This window comes from Loigolactobacillus backii (assembly GCF_001663675.1).
In the GTDB taxonomy this organism is placed as follows: domain Bacteria; phylum Bacillota; class Bacilli; order Lactobacillales; family Lactobacillaceae; genus Loigolactobacillus; species Loigolactobacillus backii.
This window is the reverse complement of record NZ_CP014873.1, coordinates 1,104,901-1,127,502: the sequence shown is the minus strand read 5'-3', so window position 1 is coordinate 1,127,502 and position 22,602 is coordinate 1,104,901. Positions and strand designations below refer to the sequence as shown.

19 protein-coding genes and 1 pseudogene are annotated in these 22,602 nt (G+C 42.0%); 3 read left to right on the top strand and 17 right to left on the bottom strand.

What is annotated here, in order from left to right:
* Positions 1-60: 60 nt before the first annotated feature.
* The 5 genes from AYR53_RS04860 to AYR53_RS04840 all read right to left on the bottom strand — a co-directional run bounded on the left by AYR53_RS04860 (position 61) and on the right by AYR53_RS04840 (position 5,405).
* Positions 61-435 carry a DUF190 domain-containing protein gene (locus AYR53_RS04860; protein WP_068281222.1) on the bottom strand — a complete coding sequence of 125 codons (375 nt, stop codon included), beginning with the start codon at positions 433-435 and terminating at the stop codon, positions 61-63.
* A 282-nt stretch (positions 436-717) separates the two neighbouring features.
* Positions 718-2,241 (bottom strand): accessory Sec system glycosyltransferase Asp1, encoded by a 1,524-nt coding sequence (gene asp1, locus AYR53_RS04855; RefSeq protein WP_068281223.1) that lies wholly within the window; start codon positions 2,239-2,241, stop codon positions 718-720.
* On the bottom strand, positions 2,242-3,792 hold the full coding sequence (asp1, locus tag AYR53_RS04850; RefSeq protein WP_068281224.1) for an accessory Sec system glycosyltransferase Asp1: 1,551 nt from the start codon (positions 3,790-3,792) through the stop codon (positions 2,242-2,244).
* A 123-nt stretch (positions 3,793-3,915) separates the two neighbouring features.
* Positions 3,916-4,494, bottom strand: a complete 579-nt coding sequence (locus AYR53_RS04845) for a TetR/AcrR family transcriptional regulator (protein WP_068225725.1) — start codon at positions 4,492-4,494, stop codon at positions 3,916-3,918.
* A gap of 23 nt (positions 4,495-4,517) precedes the next feature.
* The gene (locus tag AYR53_RS04840; RefSeq protein ID WP_068225726.1) at positions 4,518-5,405 is read right to left on the bottom strand and encodes an NAD(P)-dependent oxidoreductase; all 888 of its coding nucleotides are present in this window, start codon (positions 5,403-5,405) and stop codon (positions 4,518-4,520) included.
* A 154-nt stretch (positions 5,406-5,559) separates the two neighbouring features.
* Between AYR53_RS04840 and AYR53_RS04835 the strand changes: the two genes are divergently transcribed.
* A complete protein-coding gene (locus tag AYR53_RS04835) occupies positions 5,560-6,369 on the top strand; it encodes a lp_1002 family arylesterase (RefSeq protein WP_068225727.1) in 810 nt (269 codons plus the stop codon).
* A gap of 148 nt (positions 6,370-6,517) precedes the next feature.
* On the opposite strand, the gene AYR53_RS04830 is transcribed toward AYR53_RS04835, so the two are convergent.
* The 11 genes and pseudogenes from AYR53_RS04830 to AYR53_RS04785 form a co-directional block, all read right to left on the bottom strand.
* Entirely contained in the window at positions 6,518-7,867 is a 1,350-nt protein-coding gene (locus AYR53_RS04830; RefSeq protein WP_068281225.1) for an IS4 family transposase, read from the bottom strand.
* A gap of 161 nt (positions 7,868-8,028) precedes the next feature.
* Positions 8,029-8,760, bottom strand: a complete 732-nt coding sequence (locus tag AYR53_RS04825; RefSeq protein ID WP_068225728.1) for an SDR family oxidoreductase — start codon at positions 8,758-8,760, stop codon at positions 8,029-8,031.
* Between the two features lie 172 nt (positions 8,761-8,932).
* Entirely contained in the window at positions 8,933-9,082 is a 150-nt protein-coding gene (locus AYR53_RS13630) for a hypothetical protein (RefSeq protein WP_100070757.1), read from the bottom strand.
* A gap of 106 nt (positions 9,083-9,188) precedes the next feature.
* Positions 9,189-9,521 (bottom strand): thioredoxin family protein, encoded by a 333-nt coding sequence (locus tag AYR53_RS04820; RefSeq protein ID WP_068225729.1) that lies wholly within the window; start codon positions 9,519-9,521, stop codon positions 9,189-9,191.
* A gap of 241 nt (positions 9,522-9,762) precedes the next feature.
* On the bottom strand, positions 9,763-10,575 hold the full coding sequence (gene yidA, locus AYR53_RS04815) for a sugar-phosphatase (RefSeq protein WP_068281226.1): 813 nt from the start codon (positions 10,573-10,575) through the stop codon (positions 9,763-9,765).
* A gap of 72 nt (positions 10,576-10,647) precedes the next feature.
* A complete protein-coding gene (locus AYR53_RS04810) occupies positions 10,648-11,427 on the bottom strand; it encodes an ABC transporter ATP-binding protein (RefSeq protein ID WP_068477247.1) in 780 nt (259 codons plus the stop codon).
* Between the two features lie 412 nt (positions 11,428-11,839).
* Positions 11,840-13,234: an FAD-binding oxidoreductase gene (locus AYR53_RS04805; protein ID WP_068281227.1), complete on the bottom strand. Its 1,395-nt coding sequence runs from the start codon at positions 13,232-13,234 to the stop codon at positions 11,840-11,842.
* Positions 13,235-13,306: 72 nt separating this feature from the next.
* Positions 13,307-14,536 (bottom strand): ABC-F family ATP-binding cassette domain-containing protein, encoded by a 1,230-nt coding sequence (locus AYR53_RS04800; protein WP_068281228.1) that lies wholly within the window; start codon positions 14,534-14,536, stop codon positions 13,307-13,309.
* Positions 14,537-14,556: 20 nt separating this feature from the next.
* Entirely contained in the window at positions 14,557-15,915 is a 1,359-nt protein-coding gene (locus AYR53_RS04795; protein WP_056973869.1) for an IS4 family transposase, read from the bottom strand.
* Positions 15,916-16,046: 131 nt separating this feature from the next.
* A pseudogene (locus AYR53_RS04790) lies at positions 16,047-16,511 on the bottom strand (ATP-binding cassette domain-containing protein); the annotation flags it as partial.
* Positions 16,512-17,022: 511 nt separating this feature from the next.
* A complete protein-coding gene (locus AYR53_RS04785; protein ID WP_068225734.1) occupies positions 17,023-18,213 on the bottom strand; it encodes an acetate/propionate family kinase in 1,191 nt (396 codons plus the stop codon).
* 730 nt (positions 18,214-18,943) lie between these two features.
* On the opposite strand from AYR53_RS04785, the gene AYR53_RS04780 reads away from it, so the two are divergent.
* Complete coding sequence (locus tag AYR53_RS04780; RefSeq protein WP_068281230.1) at positions 18,944-20,251, top strand: aspartate aminotransferase family protein; 1,308 nt, start codon at positions 18,944-18,946, stop codon at positions 20,249-20,251.
* A 203-nt stretch (positions 20,252-20,454) separates the two neighbouring features.
* Entirely contained in the window at positions 20,455-20,937 is a 483-nt protein-coding gene (locus AYR53_RS04775) for a pyridoxamine 5'-phosphate oxidase family protein (RefSeq protein WP_082920436.1), read from the top strand.
* A gap of 318 nt (positions 20,938-21,255) precedes the next feature.
* Here the strand turns inward: AYR53_RS04775 and AYR53_RS04770 are convergent, their stop codons facing one another.
* Positions 21,256-22,449, bottom strand: coding sequence for an NAD-dependent formate dehydrogenase (locus AYR53_RS04770; protein WP_068281232.1), 1,194 nt, complete (start codon positions 22,447-22,449; stop codon positions 21,256-21,258).
* Between the last annotated feature and the right edge of the window lie 153 nt (positions 22,450-22,602).

The window sequence follows — 22,602 nt, the reverse complement described above, 5'->3', positions numbered from 1 at the left end:
ATGGTTAAATTAATTAAAATATGCCCTGTGATACCAAGGGATCAGTCTGTCTTCATACTTTCAAGTTTCAGTAAATAATTTTACAACGTAATGTTGTCCCTCAGTTTGCATCATTTCACTCCCAATCTGACCACTAGCCGCACTAATTTGTCCTTTGTTTGCAATAATCCGATTAACGCCTGGTACAACTGCCTGATAGGTTTCCGCTGGTAAGACTGATTCAATAATGAGCGGCAAATCATTAAATGGTTCGTCCTCCAAAATACTGTCATGCCGTTTATTATGTTGATCAATTCCGGTCATGCCTTTACGCATAGTAACGCCGGCAACATGCTGCGCCCATAAGTAACGTAGCACACGGTGGGCCAACGTATGGTGTCCACTATCCATCTCTAATTCATTAAAAACGATTCGTAATAAATAGCCTGTCGCCATCTGTTCAGGCCTCCTTTATTTTTTTATATATGTAAAGACTTACTTTCCTAATGCATATTGATTAGACAACAAAAAATATTGATAACTAAAAATTATTGTTGGCGGTCATTTTTTACAAAAGTTGGGCCGCCAGTTAAGCACCATTCCTAATTGCTATTAGTCTACTCGTTATTTAGTTTTCTGAAAATAGAAAATCGAACAAAAAAAAAAACCACGACAAAATTGCTTGTTATCGCGGTTCCTATTTCCGATCATTATTCTAGTGTGCACTAAAAGCCTGTGCTACTGGACAATTTGTTGCCACTGCTGCCAAACGGTATCTTCAGAAAAGCGTGAACTGCTGCTATAGGCCTGTTCACTGAATTTCTGTAATTTATTTGGATCCTTAAATAACTCAATAATACTATTGGCCATACTAAACATATTTCCATTTTCAATTAAAAAGCCATTTTCGCCATCTTCAATAATTTCATTGGGTCCATAATTGAAATCATAACTAACAATTGGTAAGCCATGGCTCAAGGCTTCGATCATGGCTAAAGGCTGGGCATCAATCCGACTGGCAATGACAAAGACTTGGGCGCTATCATAAATATCGTTTAAGTCCGCCGTGTAGCCCGGAATGCTAACTGCGTCAGTTAGATTAAGCTCCTTAATCAAAGCGTTAAGCTCATCAATTGTTTCACTAGGACCATAACCCCGTAGTTCCAGCGTTGCGTCTGGCATACCGTTATGCACTAAATTAAACGCTCGAATAAGCTGATCAACCCGCTTTTCTGAGCCTAAGCGCCCAACAAATAAGAGCTTGTGTGATGTTCGTTTGGCCATCATAATTGGTGCCTTTGCGGCCTGTTCAGCCGGAATAACACCACCGGAAATTGCCATAATTGGCATTTGCGGCTGTTTTAAGCGCATTTCTAAATCACCACGCTGCCGGTTAGTCATCGTAATTAGACCGTCCAATTTTGCCAAGCCTTGCATGCTTAACGGAACTTGATAATAGCCATCTAATGGCGCATTCAGCTGATCTTCTGGTTCAGTTGCGTGGGCAATTGGGAAAAAGATGTATTTGCGCGCCTTAGTTGTCATCGCCAGTAGCGGTTGATTGGCAACTCCTGGTCGATCGGCGATAAAGGTGTTAGTTTCCTCAGTTTGCTGATTTAATTTATCGAGGAAGAAGGTAAATAGATCTTCAACATTAGTAAAATAGTGCTCTACGTCTTGATCAGTAATGAGCCTAATCAACGTGTTCAGTGGATTGCCCTGCGTATCCTTAACGTAATAGCGCTCCATTACGCGCTTACCAGTTGGTGTATACAGATTTTCCGCCATTAATTGGCCATCTTGCCCGTAGAGTTGTTCCGCAGACTTGAAGCCGCGCCAATCATATAAATCAGTTTGACTTAAATTCCCCGAAGCATCAAAAAAGTTAACGTAATACAATTGGCCAATCGTTCCCGGCGTAAACCAAACGTCTTCTACCAAATGATCGCCACTACGAACGTGACTTACATTGGCGCCTGGTTCAATTTGATAATCAACTGGCAAATGTAGGTCTTGAATGTGCAAGGTTTTATAATCGGATTCATCAATGTGCTCAGCGTTTTGAAAATAGTCGAACATATTAACCAAATCATCGTCAGTTAACCCAAATTGCTTAATCGTTCGGTGCTGTGAACGATCGAAATCCCGCGTAACAATTTTTGCCGGAACACCCTTAGCGTCAAATAGCTGCACCCGCTTAATTTCTGCGTGTTCAACCCCTGAATTGCGTTCAAAAATATATTGATTTAGAAAGTAATACATTTAATCAACCTCCGCGACAGTTTGTTGCTGCTGGTAAAAACGATCAGCCTCAGTAATTAAAAGTTGCCACTGAGCCATAACTGCATCTTCTGAATAACGCCGACTATTATCGTAAGCAGCCTCACTAAAGTTCATCAATTTTGCCGGATTACTTAATAAATCAAGAATGGCCTCGGCCAAACCGTCGATATCATCATTTTTAGTTAGAATTCCCGTTTTCTGATCCTGAATAATATCAGCGGGACCATACTTAATATCGTTGGCAATCAACGGCAGCCCGTGCGCCTGGGCTTCCAATAACATCAGTGAGAAGCCTTCTGCCCGACTTGGTAATAACCCAATTTGCGCACTATTATAGATCTCACTAACATTTTCTGAATAGCCCATAAATTTAACACTGTCCGTCAAGCCAGCTTCAGTCACTTGTTTGCGTAATTTTTCTTCAGTATCGCCGTTACTGTAACCCCAGAATTCCAAGGTTGCCTTAGGATAATGCTGGTGAACTTTTTCAAACGCCTTAATGGCCTGATCTTGCTGTTTTTCTGGTGCTAAACGAGCAACTTCAACCAATTTTTGAGGCGTCCGCGTTTGCCAATCGACGTGGGGCTCATTCAGTGTTTCATTGGCGACAAACCCAACTGGAATCGTAAATTCAGGAACCTTTTCACCAAAACGCGCCACCATATCAGTTGTTTGCTGTGGCGTTGCTGAAATAACCGCATTCCACTGGCCCAAATTATTAAGGGCATGTTCGTAATTGGAATTCAAAGTTGAATGTTGCATATCGCTAGGATCATTAACGTGGTCGTTATGCAAGTGCAACACTTTGAAGGCCTTTGTTTCCATGTGGAACAACGACCAAGCTAGCTCAACCGTTCGATCACAAATGAAAACATTGTGCCCGCCATCACTTTGATTCAGTTCATCATAGAAGAAACGTGTTAGTTCGGCCATGCCGTTAAAAGAATAGTCTTGACCGTGATAATTTAAAATCCGCCACGAATTTTGTTCATTTCCTTGGCGATCCAACAAATGTAATTTTTGAATGTGGGCCACACCATCGCGACCAAGGTATTGTTCGTTAGCAATCTTACCATCCCAATCAAAATATTGCTCCAAACTGATGAAGCCCCGCGTATCGTACCAAATCATTTTTACGGTTTTACCATTAGGTTCTAGATACTGAATATTTTTAAGATCAGTAAACTCTGGTTCGCGCGTTGTGATAATCATCAAGCGCTTATCCTGTTGGGTCACAACATAATCATGACCATTTTTTTGCAACGAACAATCATCTGGCAGCTTTAAATCATTCACGGTAACCTGCTGATAATCCACTTGTTCAGTGTTATTAAAAAAATCAAATAAGTTAATAAAATTAGCAGTACTAATATTCGCTTGTGCCAGTACCTGATGAAGATCCAGCGCAAATGAACGCGTGACAATTTTTGCGGCGACATTATTTTTATTGAATAGCATTAACCGCTTAATTTCGGCGTGCTCAATACCAGATTTTTGGGCTTGCATATTATCATTTAAAAAATAATACATTTAGTCAGTCCTCCTCAGTTCTTAAGATCCCACTTAATTTTATTATACGCTCAAAGCCGGTTGTACAACAGTGGGTGGAAAGTACCTATTTAAACACAATCCATTAATTAATTCAGGCCTCTTTTAAATTAAAACGGCCGCCTTAAGTAACGTTAAAATTTGTTCTAATGGTACTTTGACTGGATCTAACTGTTTAGCCGTCACTGCATGAGCGTAAGTCAATAAAGTTGTGCTAATCATGGTTTGCAGAATTGACGCAGCCGTTTTACGGAAAACACCTGCCTTGATACCGGCCGCCAAAAAATCGGTTGGGGCATTAAAAATGGCCTGCCGCTGTTGAATTGGTACTGGCAGTGTCTGTAAGATTGGATCGGCCGCAAATTGTTGCAACAACTGAACATGTTCTGGATGTTCAATACTATATTGATAGAGCGCACGCATATAAATTCCCAGCTGTTCTTTCGGCGTTTCAACATCCGTTAATTGTTGCCGCAAATAATCGGCAAGCTGTTCCTGCGTTGTTTTAAAAACAGTTGCTAGAAGAACTTCCTTACTAGAAAAATAAATATACAAATTAGACTGAACAAGACCCGCAGCCCTAGCAACCTTGGCCGTTGTCACACTGCTCAATCCATTTTTAACAATTAAATTAGTTGCACTTTTTAAAATAGCCAAGCGTTTTTGATCGTCTTTTATTCGCATAATTTAGTCTAAACTACTCCTAGTTATTTAGTTGGCTGATCGCCAGCTGGCCACCAGAGTTTGATCAATGCCTGCGTTCCGTCATTGCCCAATTGTTTTTGATCAACTAACTGCTCGTATAGTTGCGCAGCTGTTTTGGTTGCTGGCAAATCTAATTTCATCTTTTTGGCTTCATCCAGCGCAATTCGCAAATCCTTCAAGAAGTGTTTGGCAAAAAAGCCTGGCGTATAATCGTGCTGCAAGATTCGCGGTGCGTACGTATTCATACTCCAATTGTCAGCACCACCAGCATGTAAGGTGGCCAAAACATCGGTTAGGTTAAGCCCAGCAGCCTGTGCGTAAACTAACATTTCGGTCAAGCCAGTCATCGTGCCGGCAATCATAATCTGATTGGCCATCTTGGCGTGCTGACCCAAACCAGGTCCACCAAATAAATTAACGCGTTGACTAAAAGCTTTCAGAATTGGCTGCATTTGTTCATAGGCCGCTTTCGTAGCCCCAACCATAACGGTCAAAGTGCCATTTTTGGCACCAATATCACCACCAGAAACAGGCGCATCTGCTACTTGAAACTGTTGCGCTTGTCCATCCGTCGCTAGTTTTTTTGCTAAAGTTGGCGTACTTGTCGTCATATCGACTAACAACTGGTTGGCCTTGGCACCGGCAAAGATACCAGCAGCACCATAATAGACTGCCTCAACGTCGGCCGGAAAACCAACCATTGTGAAAGTCACATCACTTGACTGTGCGACGGCCTTTGGTGTGTCCGCCCAGGTTGCACCAGCCGCAAGCACCTCTGCTGCGTGTGCCTTTGTCCGATTGTAAACAACAACCTGATAACCTGCCTGCAAAAGGTTATTGATGATGCCACTACCCATAACACCAGTTCCCACAAAACCAATTTTTTCCATATTTTTGCCTTCTTTCCAGTTGTACTCCCTACTAGCTTAGTCCACTAACTGGATTTTGTGAACTTTAAAATTTTACAATGTAAAGTGCTTGCTTCTCTTCTTAGTTGGCCCATACTAGAATTGATTAGAAACAAATTTGATAAGGAGGATGCTTATGCAGATTATTGAAAAACCATTAACGGCTAAAGGGATGGCCGGTCCCTATTTGAAGGGATTATTAAAATCCCCTGATCCAGCTGCTGGTCAGACCAAACTACCAGCAATTATCATCATTCCGGGCGGCGCCTATACGCATATTCCAGTTGAACAAACCGAAACAATGGCACTGGCTTTCGCCAACCAAGGCTTCCAGAGCTTTTACCTTCGTTATTCCTTTATGGATGAAGCCCAACCGTTAATGCCCCAACCATTAATTGAACTGGCTAAGGCCGTCCAGCTACTACACCAAAACGCTGATGAATGGCAGCTTGATTCTGACAAGATTGTCATTGCTGGCTTCTCGGTTGGTGGCCATATTGTTGGGCTTTATAATGATTATTGGGATAGTGCTTGGTTAACTAAGGCAACTGGTTTTGGCGCCGATGAATTAAAAATTAACGCCGCAATCATGGGCTATCCTGTTGTCAGTCCTAAGCTCGGTTTTCCAAAGGATGCCGCAACCGTTCAAAAGTGGGCGGACGATCCAGACTTCATCGCCGCGGACGAACAAGTGACCGCCACCAACGCCCCAACTTTTGTTTGGACAACTTTGGATGATAACGTTGTTCCTTCTGCTAATTCACTCGCTTATGTAGAGGCGTTAAAGACCGCCGAAGTTTCAGTTGAAAGTCACCTTTTCCGCCACGGTCCCCATGGTCTTGCATTAGCCAACCAACAAACGGGTAATGATAGTGAGACGGTTAATCCCCACGTTGGTCATTGGTTTGAACTTGCCACTGAATGGTTGAATGATATTTTAGATTAAAAATAACAAAAAAGCGAAGTGCCTAGAAATCACGGCACTTCGCTTTAATTTATTAATTTACTTTTACAGCTAAAGGTTGAAAGTATCAAAATGGACCGTAACCATTGATGCCAAACGGTTATGGCACATTATATTACTAATTTCCACTTCATTGAGCATTACCGAGTAGCCTGCCAAGGCTATTCGGTAATGCTTTTATAAATTCGTCAAAAATCATATTTAATGTTTCAACCGCCATGTCGAGTTTTTCACCTAGACCAGTAATTGTTTGTATCAACCAATTCAACGCACTTACTAACTTAATATCGGGCAACGGGCGCCCATAATCGAAAAATAAGTCACCCAGTGTCCTGTCGTCCATGTTTTCGCGTTGTGCCAATGCAAGGACGTCATAGCTTAACATGACCATTGCTAGATGACCGCAGAGCCCATCGTAGCTTTGGACTTGAGTCTGATCAAATTGCAGGTATTGTTTGGCGACTTTAAAATAACATTCGATCTGCCACCGCCGACCGTACATCTGAATGATTGCTTCTGGTCTTAGAGCAGTCATTGTGGTCGCCAATACAAGATATTGATCAACCTGGCCGCGTTTGGTTACGAAAACTAATTTCATTGGGATCTTTTCGCCATCAACTTCAAATGTGACGATGGGACTGTATAGATAGTTATCCTTAATTGGCCATTTACTGCGCCGCAAATTAGCGTATAAGGTCTTAATATCCATTTCGCGGCCACGATAACGAAAATAAACCTTTTTAGTTTTTTTCAACATGCCAATCCCATGACAGTGACGTTTTAGCAATGCCGCAAACATCCGCGGTGACGTGTACCAGCTATCGAATAGGACGTATTTGGCCTTGATTCCAGATTTGATTGCCTCATCTACCAATTCTAAAGCGACAGCGGTCATTTTACGTGTTGCCTGCGTACGTCGTTTTGCGGACAGTGATCGTTGATCATTGGACTTAAGGCGCCCAAATCGATTTTTGGCGTGGCTTGATGACATCAAGGCAAAGTTCAGCGGTAAAAAAGTGTTGCCGTCACTCCAGCCTAAAGTTAGTGTCCGGAAGCCTTTAAAATACTGCTGTTTGTCGTGGTCAAAAACACGGGCCAATAGTTCAGTTTTGCGTGAAAATTCACGTTTAAACAATGAATCATCAATGATCAAAGCCTGTCGCCGTCTTGGATCGGTAAAATGTTGAACGTATTGAATCAAATGAATCGCTAATAGCTGAACCAGCCGTTGCCAATTAATATGCGGGTCATTTAGGCAATTTCGAACAGTTCGTTTTGAAAAATCGTTAGCCTTTTCTGCTCTAAAAATGGAGTAGCGATTAAAGATTGTGGTCAATAACCACTCAAATAAGCGTTCAGTTTTAATACCGCGCGATTTATGGATATTGACACGACGCAAAATAGCGGAGAGATGGACCAATTTTGAAAAATGAGCAAAAGAATGATGAATATCAGTGTCATTGTATTGTATAATAGACATGGGCATGAAACTCCTCTGTATGGTTTTTGTTTAGACGCTTTAAGTATACAGATGTGAATGGTTTCATGTCTATTTTTGTATTAAAATACCCCAGCAGACTGGGGTATTGGGTAACTATTTAACTTTCAACCTTTAGTTTTACAGCATTAGCGCTTTGTTGCTTAACGTTGTTGCGTAATTGGTCGCAATAAAATTTCGTTAATACCAACATTATTTGGTTGGTCAATCGCATAAGCCACCGCGTTAGCAACATCTTCTGCTGCTAAACCAGACGTTTGCTCGTCATTTTTAATTTGCTGCCGCTTTTTTTCGTTAGTGATGGTTCGGTAAAGTTCAGTGTTAACTGCACCAGGTGAAATCATCGTTGTCCGAATTTTACCAGCTTGTTCTTGCCGCAAACCATCCATAATGGCCTGGATTGCCCACTTGGTACCAGAGTAAACGGCAGTTCCAGGATGAATAACGTGACCAGCTACCGAGTCGGTTGTTATGACGTGACCAGAGCCCTGTTTTTCCATGATTGGTAACACGGCGGCAATGCCGTACAATACGCCTTTGATGTTAACGTCAATCATTTGTTCCCACTCGTTTACTTTTAACTCATTCAACTCAGAAAGTGGCATTAAACCGGCGTTGTTAAACAGAACATCCACGCGGCCGAATTTCTCTACGGCTAAATTCACTAAAGACTGTACTTGCTTTTTATCAGTCACATCAGTTACCTGGTAGATTACTTCAGCCGGTGCCAAAGCGGTCACCAAATCTTCCAGGCGATCCTTTCGCCGGGCGCCAATCACCAACTTGGCTCCTGCTTGTGCTAGCCGCCGGGTTGTTGCCGCGCCAATACCACTAGATGCACCAGTAATTACAACAACTTTTCCTTTAATCGCCATGTTTATGCCTCCTAAATTCTTTAAGGATTATTTTGCGGATCTATTTAAAATTCAACTTATTTTATTGCACAAAAAATGTGGTATAAAATATGGCTCAATGGCCACCTCATTCTCATTAACTAAAGATTAAGGTAGCCACGGAGTATAACTATTTTATACCACATGATTAACATTATTGGTTCTCTTTTTCTAATTTTCTAGACTCTTTATCGATTGTTTCAAAACCAGAAATGTCACTTTTGGCCTTAGGATGTTTAGCACGATCTTCTTCAGCTTTTTGAATCATTTCTTTTTTCTGTGCTTTACTGAGTTTTTCTGCCATGCTGTCTCGCCTCTTTTATAGTGAACCAGAGTTAGCAACATTGTTGATTACCGAACCCTCTGTCTTCAGTATAACCATCTTTAGCTTTTTTGACACACAATAAATATTATTTTGCAGTTACTGGCAATTCGTTAATGAACTTTTCAACTTCAACCTTAGTCTTGCGGTCCTTGTTAACAAAGCGGCCTAGTTCCTTGCCATCTTGATAAGCGATAAAACTTGGGATGCCAAAAATATTCAGTTCAGCCGCTAAATCAATATTTTCATCCCGATCGACAGCTAAGAACGTAAAGTCCGAATATTCGGCCTCAATTTCTGGCATTGCTGGCTTAATAAAGCGGCAATCTGGGCACCAATCCGCCGAAAAGAATAACATGTACTTACCAGACTTAATTCGCTCTAATAATTCTGCTTGCGTAACTTTTGGTAAAGCTTCCATGGAAGAACCTCCTCAGGTTGCGATAATTGTAACCTATTATTAATCTATCTTCAGGCACTGTGAAACAAAATTTTTATCAAACACCTAATTTTGGCCACCGCCATAACTTGACTTCTTAGCTTAAAGAATAACGCAAACCACTAAAATGTCCAGTGATTTGACGGCCAAAAGCAACTTGTCAAAAACAAGCTAAACCGAAATACGGTAAGTACAATTTATCGTGCATCTTGCCAAACGCACTCTAACTTAACATTTGATTAATTGTCGCCGCAACGCCATCGTGCACGTTATCTAAAGTAACTGCTTGCGCTGCCTGCTTAACGCTAGGAATGGCGTTTCCCATAGCTACCCCAAAGCCTGCATATTCAATCATACTGAGATCATTTTGCTGATCACCAATCGCCATCACGTTATCCGCCGTTAAGTTAAGCGTTTGGGCCAACATTGACAACGCGTTCCCCTTATTCGTCCCCTTTTTAGTGGCCTCAAGGTAAAACGGGGCACTTTTAACAAAGGTAAATTGTTCTTCAAAAGGACGCCAAATATCCTGGTGCGCAATTGCTGCATCAAGCACTTTAGGCTGATCGATATACATGCCCTTGGAAATCGTAATTCCACGCATTTCCCCCGTTGTTCGATATGAAAGTGGCAGTGAAACTAATTTGGCCTCGTGAACCGTGTATTCACTCATATCGCGATCGGCCGTGTACATTCGATCGCTAGTTTCAACGTGAAAATGAATCGAAAGCTTCTGGGCCAACGCCTCTAAATCAAGGTAATCGTCGTAGCTTAACGCGTTTGCGCTTATAACTTTTCCGTCAGTTGTCTGGGCCAAAGCACCATTAAAGGTCACAACGTACTGATCCGTGGCGGCATTTATGCCTAAAGTATCAAGGTAGGCAGTGACCCCGGTCATTGGTCGGCCGGTACATAAAACGACCTTAATTCCTTTTTTCGTTGCGGCTTTTATCGCTTGCGTCGTGGCCGGTGCCAGCTCATTTCTCTCATTTAGTAATGTTCCATCAATATCAATTGCTATTAACTCAATAGCCATAGTCATCCTCCTCTAAACATAATCTAATCTTCTTAAGATTAGCGGAATAACCTTTAATTTACAAGCAGGCAATTAGATGTCATAACTCAAAATCATGGGCTGTTTAGTTAACGGATCAATACCCATTTTGGCGTGAATTTGAAAAACTTCGGCCAGCATTTGCTCAGTAAAAACTTTACTCGGGGCACCCTGATAACGAACCTTGCCGGCACGTAAACACAGTAACGTGTCGCAAAAACGCGCGGCCTGATTAAGGTCATGAATAACTAAAATAATTGTCTTGTGTAATTTCTGATTTAATTGACGTAATAATTTCAAAATTTCTAACTGGTGCATTAAATCCAGTGAGCTGGTCGGTTCATCCAGCAATAAAATATCACTATTTTGCGCTAAAATCATTGCAATAAAGGCACGCTGCCGTTGACCCCCGGATAAATTCTTAATGGTTCGCTGTTCCAGACCAACCATTCCGGCCTGTTCCAGCGCTGTATTTATTGCCACCTGATCAGTTTTCTGCAGTCCTTGCAGTGGCTTTTGGTACGCATAACGACCATAACCGACTAGGTCACGCACTAACGTATCCATTGGTGCACTGGGATTTTGCGGTAAACTAGCAATTTTTTGCGCGCGTTGTTTTGGCGCTAGATCACTAAGCTTTTGCCCATCAAGTTCAACAACGCCAGCTTTAGGTTGCCGAAATCCGGATAACACATTTAAAAGGGTCGACTTGCCACTACCATTAGGTCCAATTAGGCCAATGATCTCATGTTCAGGAAAAACAACGTTCAACTGCTTAATAATAACCTGCTGGCGGTAACCAATAACCAAATCTTTTCCAACTAACTTTGCCATACTAATCCACCTTTGGCTCATATTCATAATTGAGAAACGTTTTCAATTAAATAGCCCTATTTTAGCAGAAGCGGCCTAATATTTATACATCAATTTGCTTGCGAAAATTGTTTTAGGTGCACAAAAATACGCTAATAACTAGGAGAGTGTTTGAAAAAGCGGTTAGATTATGGAGTATAGCCTAGCTAGGCGAAAAGAGACGCGCAGCGGATCGTTCGACTGGCGTAGCTATACGCAATAATCTGCTTTTTCAAACACGTTTCCATCAAAATAATCAGGAAAACACTCCTTGACCTACTAACCGATGACAAATTGATCAGCTGGTCCTAGTTATTAGCGTATTCAATTGTATAAAAAGATTAATTAAGTTTAAACGTACCAAACACTAGCTATAATTCTTAAGTAGATCTTGCTAGTCAATCTTCCGTTTTGGATTTAACAAATTCATTGGGTCAAATAAATCTTTGATCTGGTGTTGAAGCATATCAACATCGTCACCTAATTCTTCATTTACCCACTGATTTTTCAACATGCCAACTGCATGTTCACCGGAAATTGTGCCACCTAGGCGTAAAGTTTCGTGGAACATTAGTTGTAAAGCCTGAATAACTTTTTCAGGGACTTCCTTTTCTTCTTTTGGCCAAATTAAACTTGGATGAACATTGCCATCGCCGGCGTGACCTGCCGTATAAATATCAACGTCCAATTTTTTGCCAACTTCACTGATGTAATCCATCATTGGCGCCAGCTTAGACATGGGAACTGCCATATCCTCCATCACGTGATTACCATTGGCAAAAACTGCTGGTAACATATCTTGGCGCAATTTTTCGATTGCAGCAGCCTTCTTTGGATCAGAAGTAACCTGCAAGTTCTGGGCGTTAAACTGATCCAGAATTTTTTCAGTAGCCTTCAAGGCCGCATCGCCACCAGTATCAAGGCGTAAAATCAACATGGCGCCACTATTATCAGAATAGTGGGTTCCTTCATACTTATCAATTGCTTCAACCGTGTGTGCGTCCAAGGCTTCAAGCATTGCTGGGTAAACACCAGAGGCGCGAATTTCAGTAACTGCTTTAGATAATTCGGTCATATCCTTGAAAAAAGCAACCCCCGTTACGGATGTGCCCAAAGGAATTGGGAACAATTTAACGGTAATTTCAGTAATGATGCCTAAAGTTCCTTCTGACCCAACAAATAATTGGGTTAAATTGTAACCAAAAGCCTGCTTTAAAGTGCGGTGACCAAGTGAGATTTCGCGGCCATCAGCCAAGACGACCTTCATCCCTAATACCGAATCCTTAGTTGCACCGTATTTCACGGTACTCATCCCACCTGCGTTAGTCGCAACGTTGCCGCCAACTGCGGAAATTGGTTTAGAACCCGGATCTGGTGCGTAAAACATACCAATTTTTCTAGCGGCAGTGTCCAAATCCTTATTAATAACACCAGGTTGGACAACGGCAACTTGGTCCTCACGGTTGACTTCTAAAATTTTGGCCATCTTGGCAGTCGACAAGATAATCGCGCCATCAATGCCATCAGAGCCGGAAACGGTACTAGTTGCCGTTGTTTGTGGAATAACCGCAATGTGAAATTTTCGGGCGGCCTGTAAAACGCCCTGAATATCCGCGACATTGCTGACCGCTACATAAGCAAATAATTTACCAGTTGCGACTTGCATTCCCTGTGGTGCATTTAAATGCTTCGCCAAGGTTGCATTATCGGTATAAACATCAGAGTTAGGCGCTGCTTGTTTTAAATATTCAATTTTTTGTTCATCACTGTACGCACGAAAAACGGCCATACTAAAACTTCCCTTCAACTAATAAAATCAAGTTCCAGGAGCCACTTTACCATTTATCATACGCTAGCTCAATCATTTGGCTTCGGCGTAAAGTGCCGCAACCTTTTTTTGAACGTCTTGGTGATCTAGGAACTCCGTGTAAGTCGTTTCGGCACGATCAATCGCACCATTTGGCGTTACTTCGACAATGTGGTCAGCGATGGTTTGGATAAATTCGTAATCGTGGGAAGTTAAAATAATGGAATCCTTATAATCAACTAAAGCATTATTTAATGCTGTAATTGATTCAAGATCCAAATGATTAGTTGGATCATCTAACAAGAGCACGTTGGCCTTGGTTAGCATCAACTTCGCTAACATGCAGCGAACCTTCTCGCCACCAGATAGTACGTTTAGTTTTTTCAACACATCATCATTTGAAAATAGCATTTGGCCTAAGAAACCACGTAAAAACGTATTATCGCTTTGTTCCTTGGATGCAAACTGGCGTAACCAGTCCAAAATGGAAAGTTCACTATTATCAAATTCAGCGTTAATATCCTTCGCCAAATAACTACGTTGCGTCGTAATTCCCCAAGTAACCGTGCCGTGATCAGGCTGCAATTTGCCTGCTAAAATCTGCATTAAAGTTGTCGTTGCCAAATCGCTACGACTAATTAAGGCCGCCTTTTCGCCCGGCTGAATGGTAAAGGTAATGTTATCCAAGATCTTAACGCCATCGACGGTTTTGGAAATATTTTCCACACGTAATAAGTCATTACCCAGAGGTCGTTCGCTTTCAAATTTAATGTACGGGTAGCGGCGACTTGATGGCTTAATATCATCTAAGGTAATTTTCTCTAATTGCTTTTTCCGTGACGTTGCCTGTTTCGATTTTGAAGCGTTGGCGCTAAAACGAGCCACGAATGCTTGTAATTCCTTAATTTGATCTTCTTTTTTGGCATTGGCGTCAGATTTCAACTTGGCAGCTAATTGACTGGATTCCAGCCAGAAATCGTAATTACCAACGAATAGTTGGATTTTACCGAAATCAACGTCACACATTTGGGTACAAACCGTGTTCAGAAAATGGCGATCATGTGAGACAACGATGACTGTATTGGGAAAATCGCCCAAGAAATTTTCCAACCATTGAATTGTCTGCGTGTCCAGGCCATTTGTTGGTTCGTCCAATAACAAAATATCAGGTTTGCCAAATAAGGCTTGGCCCAACAAGACCTTAACTTTATCGTTTTCAGTTAGTTCACTCATCTGAAACTTGAAAGTATGAAGACAGACTGATCCCTTGGTATCACAGGGCATATTTTAATTAATTTAACCATTTAGCTTGCTGTTAACAGCGAAACTAACCGTTTCGGCAAAAATGTGAAGAACTGATTCATCATCTGAATAATTTGGGCTCTTCTTGCATAAACTTCATGATTAATAATCGTTTTTAACGAATTTAGAAGCCATACCAGTGCTTGAGACAACTCAATATCTGGCATGGCTTCGTTCATTATAAAGAATAAATCCCCAATGGTGCGATCATCCTGATTTTGCCGTTCCTGCCAAGCTAATAGGTCATAAGTCATCATGACAATTGCTAAATGCCCACAAAGCCCGTCATAATTTTGAACTTGTGATTTGTCGAGCCGCAAGTATTGCTTGGCAACTTTAAAGTAATTCTCAATTTGCCATCTTCGGGCGTATAGTTGAATGATCTCTTGTGGCTGAAGGCCTAACTGAGTCGTTGCCAGTACTAGGTAGTCATCTTGACGGGCCCGATTAGCCACAAATACCAAGCGAAGCTTGAATTTTTGGTTCCCGACGTGCGCTTCGACAAAGCAGCTGTATTGATAAGCTTGCTTGGGTTGATATTTTGAGGCCTGCAGTCGCTTGTATAATGCTTTAACTGAATATTGCCGTCCGCGATATTGATAGTAAATTTTGCTGGACCGTTTAAGCATGCCCACGCCGTTTAATCCCAACTTGGTTAATTCATAGAACATTTTTGGTGAGCTATACCAGCTATCAAATAACACATAGTCAGCTAGAACGCCATTTGCGAGGGCTTGCTTGACAAGTTGCAATGAAACGAGGTTCATTTTTTGCTGTGCTTGGCGACGTCTCCGGCCAGCAATTGTTCGTTGATCGGTTGTTTTAGCTGATTTTCCAAGGACGTTTTGTGGCTTCTTGGAAGACATTAATGCAAAGTTGATCGGTAAGAATGTATTGGCGTCACTCCAACCCAAAGTTAAAGCCCGGTATCCCTTAATATATAACTGTTTGTCATGGTCAAAGACTCGCGCTAGTAATTCGGTTTGGGTGGCGTACTCACGGGAAAAGAGTGTATCGTCAATGATCAATGCTAACCGCCGCCGGCGGTCAATAAACGGTCGTAAATGCTTGATTAAATGACTCCCAACTTGACAAATCAAGCGTTGCCAATTGATCCGGCCATCGTTCAAATTATTTCTGACGGTGCGACTGGTAAAGTTAGGTGTTTCATGGGCTCGATAAAGCGAGCGTCCCAGGAACTTTGTCGTGAGCAGCCATTCAATGACCTTCATCAAGCTGATTTCTGAATGCCGGCGATAATTCACCAACTTGGTGAGTTTAGATAGACCAATGAGGGAAGTAAATTGATGAACAATATTGTGAAGCTCGTTTTCTGTATTTTTTTGTCTTATAATATTCATGACGTAAGTCTCCTTTGTATCTTGGTTTTGGTCGACTAAAGTATACAACGCAGGAGAGCTTGCGTTTATTTTTTTGCCAAAAAAGCCAATAACCACACGCCTTTGGCGTGATTATTAGCTTTCAAGTTTCAGTCACTCATTTTTAACTGCTGCATTTTTTCATCAATGCCTAATTGTTGCAGCAATTGATCAGCTTCAGTTTCGGCGCTCCAACCATCTAATTCAGCAAACTCGCCTTCTAGTTCGGCAGCTTTCATCCCATCGGCGTCACTAAAATCAGCCTTAGCGTACAAGGCATCCTTTTCCTGCATGATTTCGTATAAACGCTTATGCCCCTGGATAACCGTGTTCAGCACCGTTTCATCTTCAAAAGCATAGTGATCCTGGTTCAGGCTCGCCATTCGTTCATTTGGTGAAATCGAAACCGTTCCTGTAGTCGGTTTGATTTTACCTTCCAATATTTTCAAAAAAGTTGATTTGCCAGCACCATTGGCACCAATAATGCCGTAACAATTACCTGGCGTAAATTTCAAATTGACGTCATCATACAGCTTACGGTCGGAAAAACTTAAACTCATATTACTAACAGTAATCAATGAATGAACCTCCTTAATTCGTGTTTCTACAATATAAACAGCATTTTTATAATTTTATTAAACTTTCAATTTCGATCAACACTAAAAGTACTACTATAACAATCTTTTCATTAAAAATTTCAAATTGACCCAAAGGACCACTTTAACATAGAAACGCCTTTCTAGCAAAAAAAGGGCCTCCCGTAATCTAGAAAAGAAATCTGGATTACGGGGGACTCTGTTTAAGTTAAGGGGTCAATGTAGCACTTATAGTTTAAGTCAGGCCATTTGAAGCAAAGGATGTTTGCGGTATTTAAAATTAAGTTAATTAGGGTTCATTTTAAAGGAATCCAGCTTACCGTACATTGATTTAGATCGTGTTTTGAAAATATTTTTAACAGTAGCCCCCTAGCGGATTTAGCGGAAACGTGTTTGAAAAAGCAGGTTCCTGCGGTTAGCTACGCCGGTCGAACGATCCGCTGCGCGTCTCTTTTCGCCCGTCTAGGCTATACTCCATAATCTAACCGCTTTTTCAAACACTCTCTAGCGATGCTCCCACCTGGCGAACCATCGCCAATTCTTCATTGGTTGGCACTAGCATCACTTGCACCTTGGCTTCTGGCATTGACAGTAGTCCTTCCTTGCCGGCCGCGTTCAATTTTGAATCAATCGTGACACCTAGTGCTGCCAGCCGTTTGCCAATCTCAGCCCGTAGTTCGGCGTTATGTTCACCAATACCGCCCGCAAAAACAAGGACGTCCAAACCACCTAATTCGGCAAAGTAACTTCCTACGTATTTAACTACGCGGTTGATAAAAATTTCAATTGCTAACTGCGCCCGGGGATTATCGGTGGCCGCCTTTAAATCACGCATATCAGAAGAAATTCCCGAAATACCCAGTAGGCCTGACTGCTGATTTAAACGTTTAATGACATCCGTTGCTGAGTCTAGATGCAGCTTCTCCATTAAATAGGGCACAACCGCCGGATCAACATCGCCCGCGCGTGTTCCCATCGTCAGGCCAGTCAGCGGCGTAAAGCCCATCGAGGTATCATAGGCCTTACCGCTTTTTTCGGCAGCCACTGATGAACCACTGCCTAAATGTAAAGTGATCATTTTTAAATCGGCTAATGGTTTACCAAGTAGCTCGGCAGCGCGATTGGCCAGGTACTGATGGCTAATTCCGTGTTCGCCGTAACGCCGAATATTGAACTTTTGCGTATCTTCGTAGGGAATACTGTAAATGGCGTTTTCTTCTGGTAAATCAGTAAAAAACTGACTGTCAAAAACTGCATATTGCGCAACTTGGGGTAAGACGTGCTGCATTATTTTAATATAGTTAACTTCCATTGGGTTGTGTAAGGGCGCAAAAGCCTTCATTGAATCAATTTGCTTTAGACGTTCTGGTGTTACTTTCACCGCGTGTTTGAAGACTTCCCCACCGGCAACGACGCGGTGGCCCACACCACTTAAATCACTTAGACTCGTAATAATGTTGAGCTCTTGTAATTTGGCTAGCAATAATTGTGCGGCGTCTTCGTGATCTAAATGATCAATTGTTTTCGTATATTTCTGATTGCCCGCATATTTAATGGTAAAAATCGAATCGGTCATCGCCAAACGATCAACTGCACCTTTGGCGATCACCGTTTCACTGGGCATTTCAAATAGCTGCCACTTAAGTGACGAACTTCCTGCATTTAAAATCAAAATCTTTTGCATAGCGCACCTCCGTTATCACTTTTATCATACAGATAAATGCGCGGTGGGAAAAGCCTTATACAACGTTTTCAGAAAATAAAGTTTTTAAATTATTGCAAAGGCCGTTATTGAAGCCGCGGTTCACTCTTAGCACAACCATTTTACAAACAATATCAACCTTACCTACTTTAATTTTTAAAACTTATATCCTAGTAAAGCATGAATAAAGTTGCGTTCAAAATCTAACTTCTATTTTCACATTTATTTTTGCTATAATTAGAGAGTGTTTGAATGGTAGAATTTGGGTCATATTTAAAAAACACCTTTATTAGTTATTTACTTGACTAATTTAGTATAAACGTGCTTGAAAAAGCAGATTCCTGCGGTTGCCATGTTTCAACTTGGCGGTTTTGGCCGTGCTAGTTCTTGCGGCACGTACTTTGCCACAAGAATAGACAACATTCGAAGCATCATGAGTTATTTGCGATCTTTGCAAATAACTAACCATAATTGCGAAGTAGTAGTTGAATGGACAACGTATGAAGCATCTAGATTATTAGCGTTTTGTGCTGCGATTCGGACTTCGGTTCATTCTAGTCCGATCGACATCGTCAGCGAGGCTAGTAATAATCCTCAATTGCGTAATAGTAGCTACAACAGCCAAATCACCTTTTTCAAAGGTAATTCGTCTGTTTAGGTTAATCCTCAGAATCTGGACGCTTTTCCAAACACTCCCTTGGAGGTGGCAGTTATGACAAGACAGCATCAACGGGATGAACAATTAGTCACCCAAGACCAGCGCTATTTTGCTGGCGCAGGGCGTTTACCTTTTTTTAATTTAGTCGTTGATCATGGTTTAGGAGCCGAGTTGTGGGACGTTGATGGCAATCACTACATTGATTTGCTGGCCAGTGTATCGGCCGTTAATGTCGGGCACAGCAGGCCGGAAGTGGTCCAGGCCATCAAACAGCAGGCTGATCAGCTCGTTCACTATATTTCGGGCTACTTTTACCACCAACCTGAAATTGAATTGGCTGAGCGTTTGGCCAAATTAGCCCCTGGTACTGCGTCGAAGAAGGTTTCTTTTAGTACCTCTGGCTCTGAGGCCGCCGAGGGCTTAATTAAATTTGCCCGCGCCTATACCAAACGGCCAATCATCCTTTCTTTCAGTAACAGCTGGCACGGTACGACTTTGGGTGCCGCAACTTTGTCCGCAATTAGCCCAAACATGCACCGAAAAATGGGCCCTTTATTGCCTGACGTCTACCATGTTCATTTTCCAAACGCTTACCGTGATCAATTACCCAACGAATCGACAGCGGCCTTTGCCAAACGTAGCTTTTACGAATTCAAACAATTATTTGAGCGTGACCTACCTGTTGAAGAGGTAGCGGCAATTATCATTGAACCGATTCAAGGTGACGCTGGCATTGTTGCACCGCCTAAGGCCTACCTACAGTCCTTGGCTAACTTTTGTCGGCAAAATGGGATCATGTTTGCCGTTGACGAAATCAACCAAGGATTAGGTCGCAGCGGTACTTACTGGTCGATTGATCACTACGGTATTGTCCCTGATTTATTGGCTACTGGTAAATCGCTAGCGTCCGGCATGCCTTTGTCGGCAGTGATTGGTCGTTCTGAAATTATGGACAGTTTACCGGCACCGGCCAACGCTACAACAACTGCGGCCAACCCAATTTGTTGTGCGGCCGCCCTAGCCACTTTGGACGTCATTGATCAAGAAAAATTAGTCACTAAATCAAAAATTGATGGTCAGTATGCCGCCGATAAATGGCGGGCACTACAACAAAAGTACCCCTTAATTGGCGATGTGCGCTGCATTGGCCTTAACGCCGGGATTGAGCTAGTTACCGATCGGCAAACAAAGCAGCCAGCAGTGAACGCTGCCCAAACGATTATCCGCGACTGCTTTGAACACGGCGTTTTAATGATTACTGGTCTGGATCACATTTTACGGTTCCAACCACCACTGGTAATCACCCGCGCACAATTGGATCAAGCCTTTACGGTGATTGATCAGGCTTTTAAACGTTATTAAAGCGTGTTGCTAAATCTGACTTTTGCGCTACTCTGACTTGGTCCAAGCGACAACGGCAGTAATACTCAGGGCCTGAGCTCTTTTCCAAATAAGTCGTATAACCACCGTGACTACGACTAATTATGTGCGTAATTTTGCTTTAATTTGAACAGCGATTTAATGGACAGTGATTTTTAAAATCTTATAATAAAGTTGGATAAAGCATGAGAAACAAAATTGCTGATTTTATCCAAATAATGAACAGTGTTAATTTTTGTTATCAAGGAGATGCATTATTTATGAATGTACAGGATAAATTTGATCAAATTATGCAAGAAGCCGCTCAAGTAGCCATTGCAACGTTAACGGTTGATGGTCAAGCACCAGATGTTAGAATCGTTTTATTTGTTTACCTACCAGAAACACATCAACTATTGTTCATGTCCGGTGCTGATTCAGCGAAAGTCGCGGAAATCACCGCTCATTCCGTTGCGGCCTTTACCACGCAAGCAGTTAGTGAACAAAAGTACGCCCGCGCCAAGCAGGCCAAGATTCAAAAAGTAACGTTAACTGACTCAATGAAGCAGGCTTACTTTGATAAATTCCCAAATAGTGCCGCTTATGCTGCACATAATGATTTCTTTACGGTTGACTTTAATTCAGTTGACGTTACCGCTGATAAGCAAACAGAGACGTTAACGTTTTAATTGATGTTAGCTGAATTTGCAGCTAGGAGCAGTGAATTTTGATTTAAAAAATTAGGGTGTCTTTTCAAAATCAATAAACCTATTCCGTTACTGAAATTTTGCGGTTATTTAGTAAGGTAATTTAGGAACAGTCGGACACTTGCTTTGAAAATAGTTGAATTCTTATAAATAACGAACAATTTTAAATTTGAGGACACGGCCTAAATAATATTAAAAAACTAATTTTATAACCTAAAACGGCTACGGCAAAAATAAGATTTTGTCGTAGCCGTTTTAATGTGTCCTGCGCAAACAATTATCGTTAAAAAGTTTTCGCTATTATTCTTTGTGCCCACTACCAGGAGTATCTTGACCTTTTTTAACGGTATAAGATTTAGCCCCAGTCCCAGCAAGTTGACCCCCTTCGGCAATCAAATATTCTGGGCGAATTGGTTTATTTGCCAAAAAGGCTTCCAAAATCTCCCGGGTTCCCGCGGCATAGCGTGCTTGGGCCGACAGCGTTGTGCCTGACATATGTGGCGTCATGGCCTCATGGGGCATTGATCGCCATGGATGGTCAGCGGGCGCAGGCTGGGGGTACCAAACGTCCCCAGCGTAACCAGCTAATTGGCCAGATTTCAAGGCAGTAACGATGGCATCGCGATCAACTAATTCACCACGACTATCGTTAACAATGTAGGCGCCGCGCTTCATTGAATTGATCATTTCCGTATCAAATAGATGGTAAGTTTCGCTGTGCAAAGGTGGGCATAAAACAACTACGTCCATTTTTGCCGCCAACTCGTGAACGTCTTTGATGTAGGTTGCACCAAGTTCTTGTTCTAACTCAGTCGACAACTGGTGACGTTTATTGTAAAACAAATTAACATCAAATGGTTTGAGGCGCCGCAGCACTGCCTGGCCAATTCGCCCGGCACCAACCACGCCAACTGTCATACCCTCTAAATCATAAGCATGTTCCACGATGTCAGCAATATTCCAACCGCCGGAACGAACAACATCGTGAGCGGGCACAAAGTTGCGGACCAAGGCGAGGACCTGCATCACATCATGTTCGGCAACACTAACACTATTGCTATATGTGACTTCGGCCACAGTAATACTATGCTGATTAGCCGCATTAAGATCAACGTGATCAGAACCAATTCCGGCCGTAATCGCCAATTTTAATTTTTTAGCCTTTGCAATCCGTTCAGCCGTTAAATAGGCTGGCCAGAATGGTTGCGAAATCACCACATCTGCATCTGGCAATTCACGATCAAAAACGGAATCAGGGCCCTCTTTATCAGAAGTAACAACTAATTCATGACCTTGGGCCTCAAGAAACTTTCGTAATCCAAGTTCACCAGAAACACTGCCTAGTAATTGCCCCGGAGTGAAGTCGATTGCCTTAGGCGTTGGCACACTGCTACCGTCCGGATACTGCGTAATTTGCGGAATTGAATCCCGGGCGTAGTCAGTTGGATAGCCATTAATTGGATCGGGATATAAAACACATAAGATTTTAGCCATTTAAAATCCTTCTTTCTTAATTTAAAGTGAAAATTTTATTTACATTTTTCATTATACTTTAATTTTGGGAAAGCGCTTCATTTTTTTGAATTATTTTTCTTATCCGTCGATAAATTAAAGGAGTGTGCCAAAAGTTGGTTTTGGGTTTACTGC

What these genes read in the sequence shown, in the direction of transcription:
- AYR53_RS04860 (WP_068281222.1), bottom strand. Translation starts at nt 435, where the DNA reads ATGGCGACAGGCTATTTATTACGAATCGTTTTTAATGAATTAGAGATG.
- asp1 (WP_068281223.1), bottom strand. Translation starts at nt 2,241, where the DNA reads ATGTATTACTTTCTAAATCAATATATTTTTGAACGCAATTCAGGGGTT.
- asp1 (WP_068281224.1), bottom strand. Translation starts at nt 3,792, where the DNA reads ATGTATTATTTTTTAAATGATAATATGCAAGCCCAAAAATCTGGTATT.
- AYR53_RS04845 (WP_068225725.1), bottom strand. Translation starts at nt 4,494, where the DNA reads ATGCGAATAAAAGACGATCAAAAACGCTTGGCTATTTTAAAAAGTGCA.
- AYR53_RS04840 (WP_068225726.1), bottom strand. Translation starts at nt 5,405, where the DNA reads ATGGAAAAAATTGGTTTTGTGGGAACTGGTGTTATGGGTAGTGGCATC.
- AYR53_RS04835 (WP_068225727.1), top strand. Translation starts at nt 5,560, where the DNA reads ATGCAGATTATTGAAAAACCATTAACGGCTAAAGGGATGGCCGGTCCC.
- AYR53_RS04830 (WP_068281225.1), bottom strand. Translation starts at nt 7,867, where the DNA reads ATGTCTATTATACAATACAATGACACTGATATTCATCATTCTTTTGCT.
- AYR53_RS04825 (WP_068225728.1), bottom strand. Translation starts at nt 8,760, where the DNA reads ATGGCGATTAAAGGAAAAGTTGTTGTAATTACTGGTGCATCTAGTGGT.
- AYR53_RS13630 (WP_100070757.1), bottom strand. Translation starts at nt 9,082, where the DNA reads ATGGCAGAAAAACTCAGTAAAGCACAGAAAAAAGAAATGATTCAAAAA.
- AYR53_RS04820 (WP_068225729.1), bottom strand. Translation starts at nt 9,521, where the DNA reads ATGGAAGCTTTACCAAAAGTTACGCAAGCAGAATTATTAGAGCGAATT.
- yidA (WP_068281226.1), bottom strand. Translation starts at nt 10,575, where the DNA reads ATGGCTATTGAGTTAATAGCAATTGATATTGATGGAACATTACTAAAT.
- AYR53_RS04810 (WP_068477247.1), bottom strand. Translation starts at nt 11,427, where the DNA reads ATGGCAAAGTTAGTTGGAAAAGATTTGGTTATTGGTTACCGCCAGCAG.
- AYR53_RS04805 (WP_068281227.1), bottom strand. Translation starts at nt 13,234, where the DNA reads ATGGCCGTTTTTCGTGCGTACAGTGATGAACAAAAAATTGAATATTTA.
- AYR53_RS04800 (WP_068281228.1), bottom strand. Translation starts at nt 14,536, where the DNA reads ATGCCCTGTGATACCAAGGGATCAGTCTGTCTTCATACTTTCAAGTTT.
- AYR53_RS04795 (WP_056973869.1), bottom strand. Translation starts at nt 15,915, where the DNA reads ATGAATATTATAAGACAAAAAAATACAGAAAACGAGCTTCACAATATT.
- AYR53_RS04785 (WP_068225734.1), bottom strand. Translation starts at nt 18,213, where the DNA reads ATGCAAAAGATTTTGATTTTAAATGCAGGAAGTTCGTCACTTAAGTGG.
- AYR53_RS04780 (WP_068281230.1), top strand. Translation starts at nt 18,944, where the DNA reads ATGACAAGACAGCATCAACGGGATGAACAATTAGTCACCCAAGACCAG.
- AYR53_RS04775 (WP_082920436.1), top strand. Translation starts at nt 20,455, where the DNA reads ATGAGAAACAAAATTGCTGATTTTATCCAAATAATGAACAGTGTTAAT.
- AYR53_RS04770 (WP_068281232.1), bottom strand. Translation starts at nt 22,449, where the DNA reads ATGGCTAAAATCTTATGTGTTTTATATCCCGATCCAATTAATGGCTAT.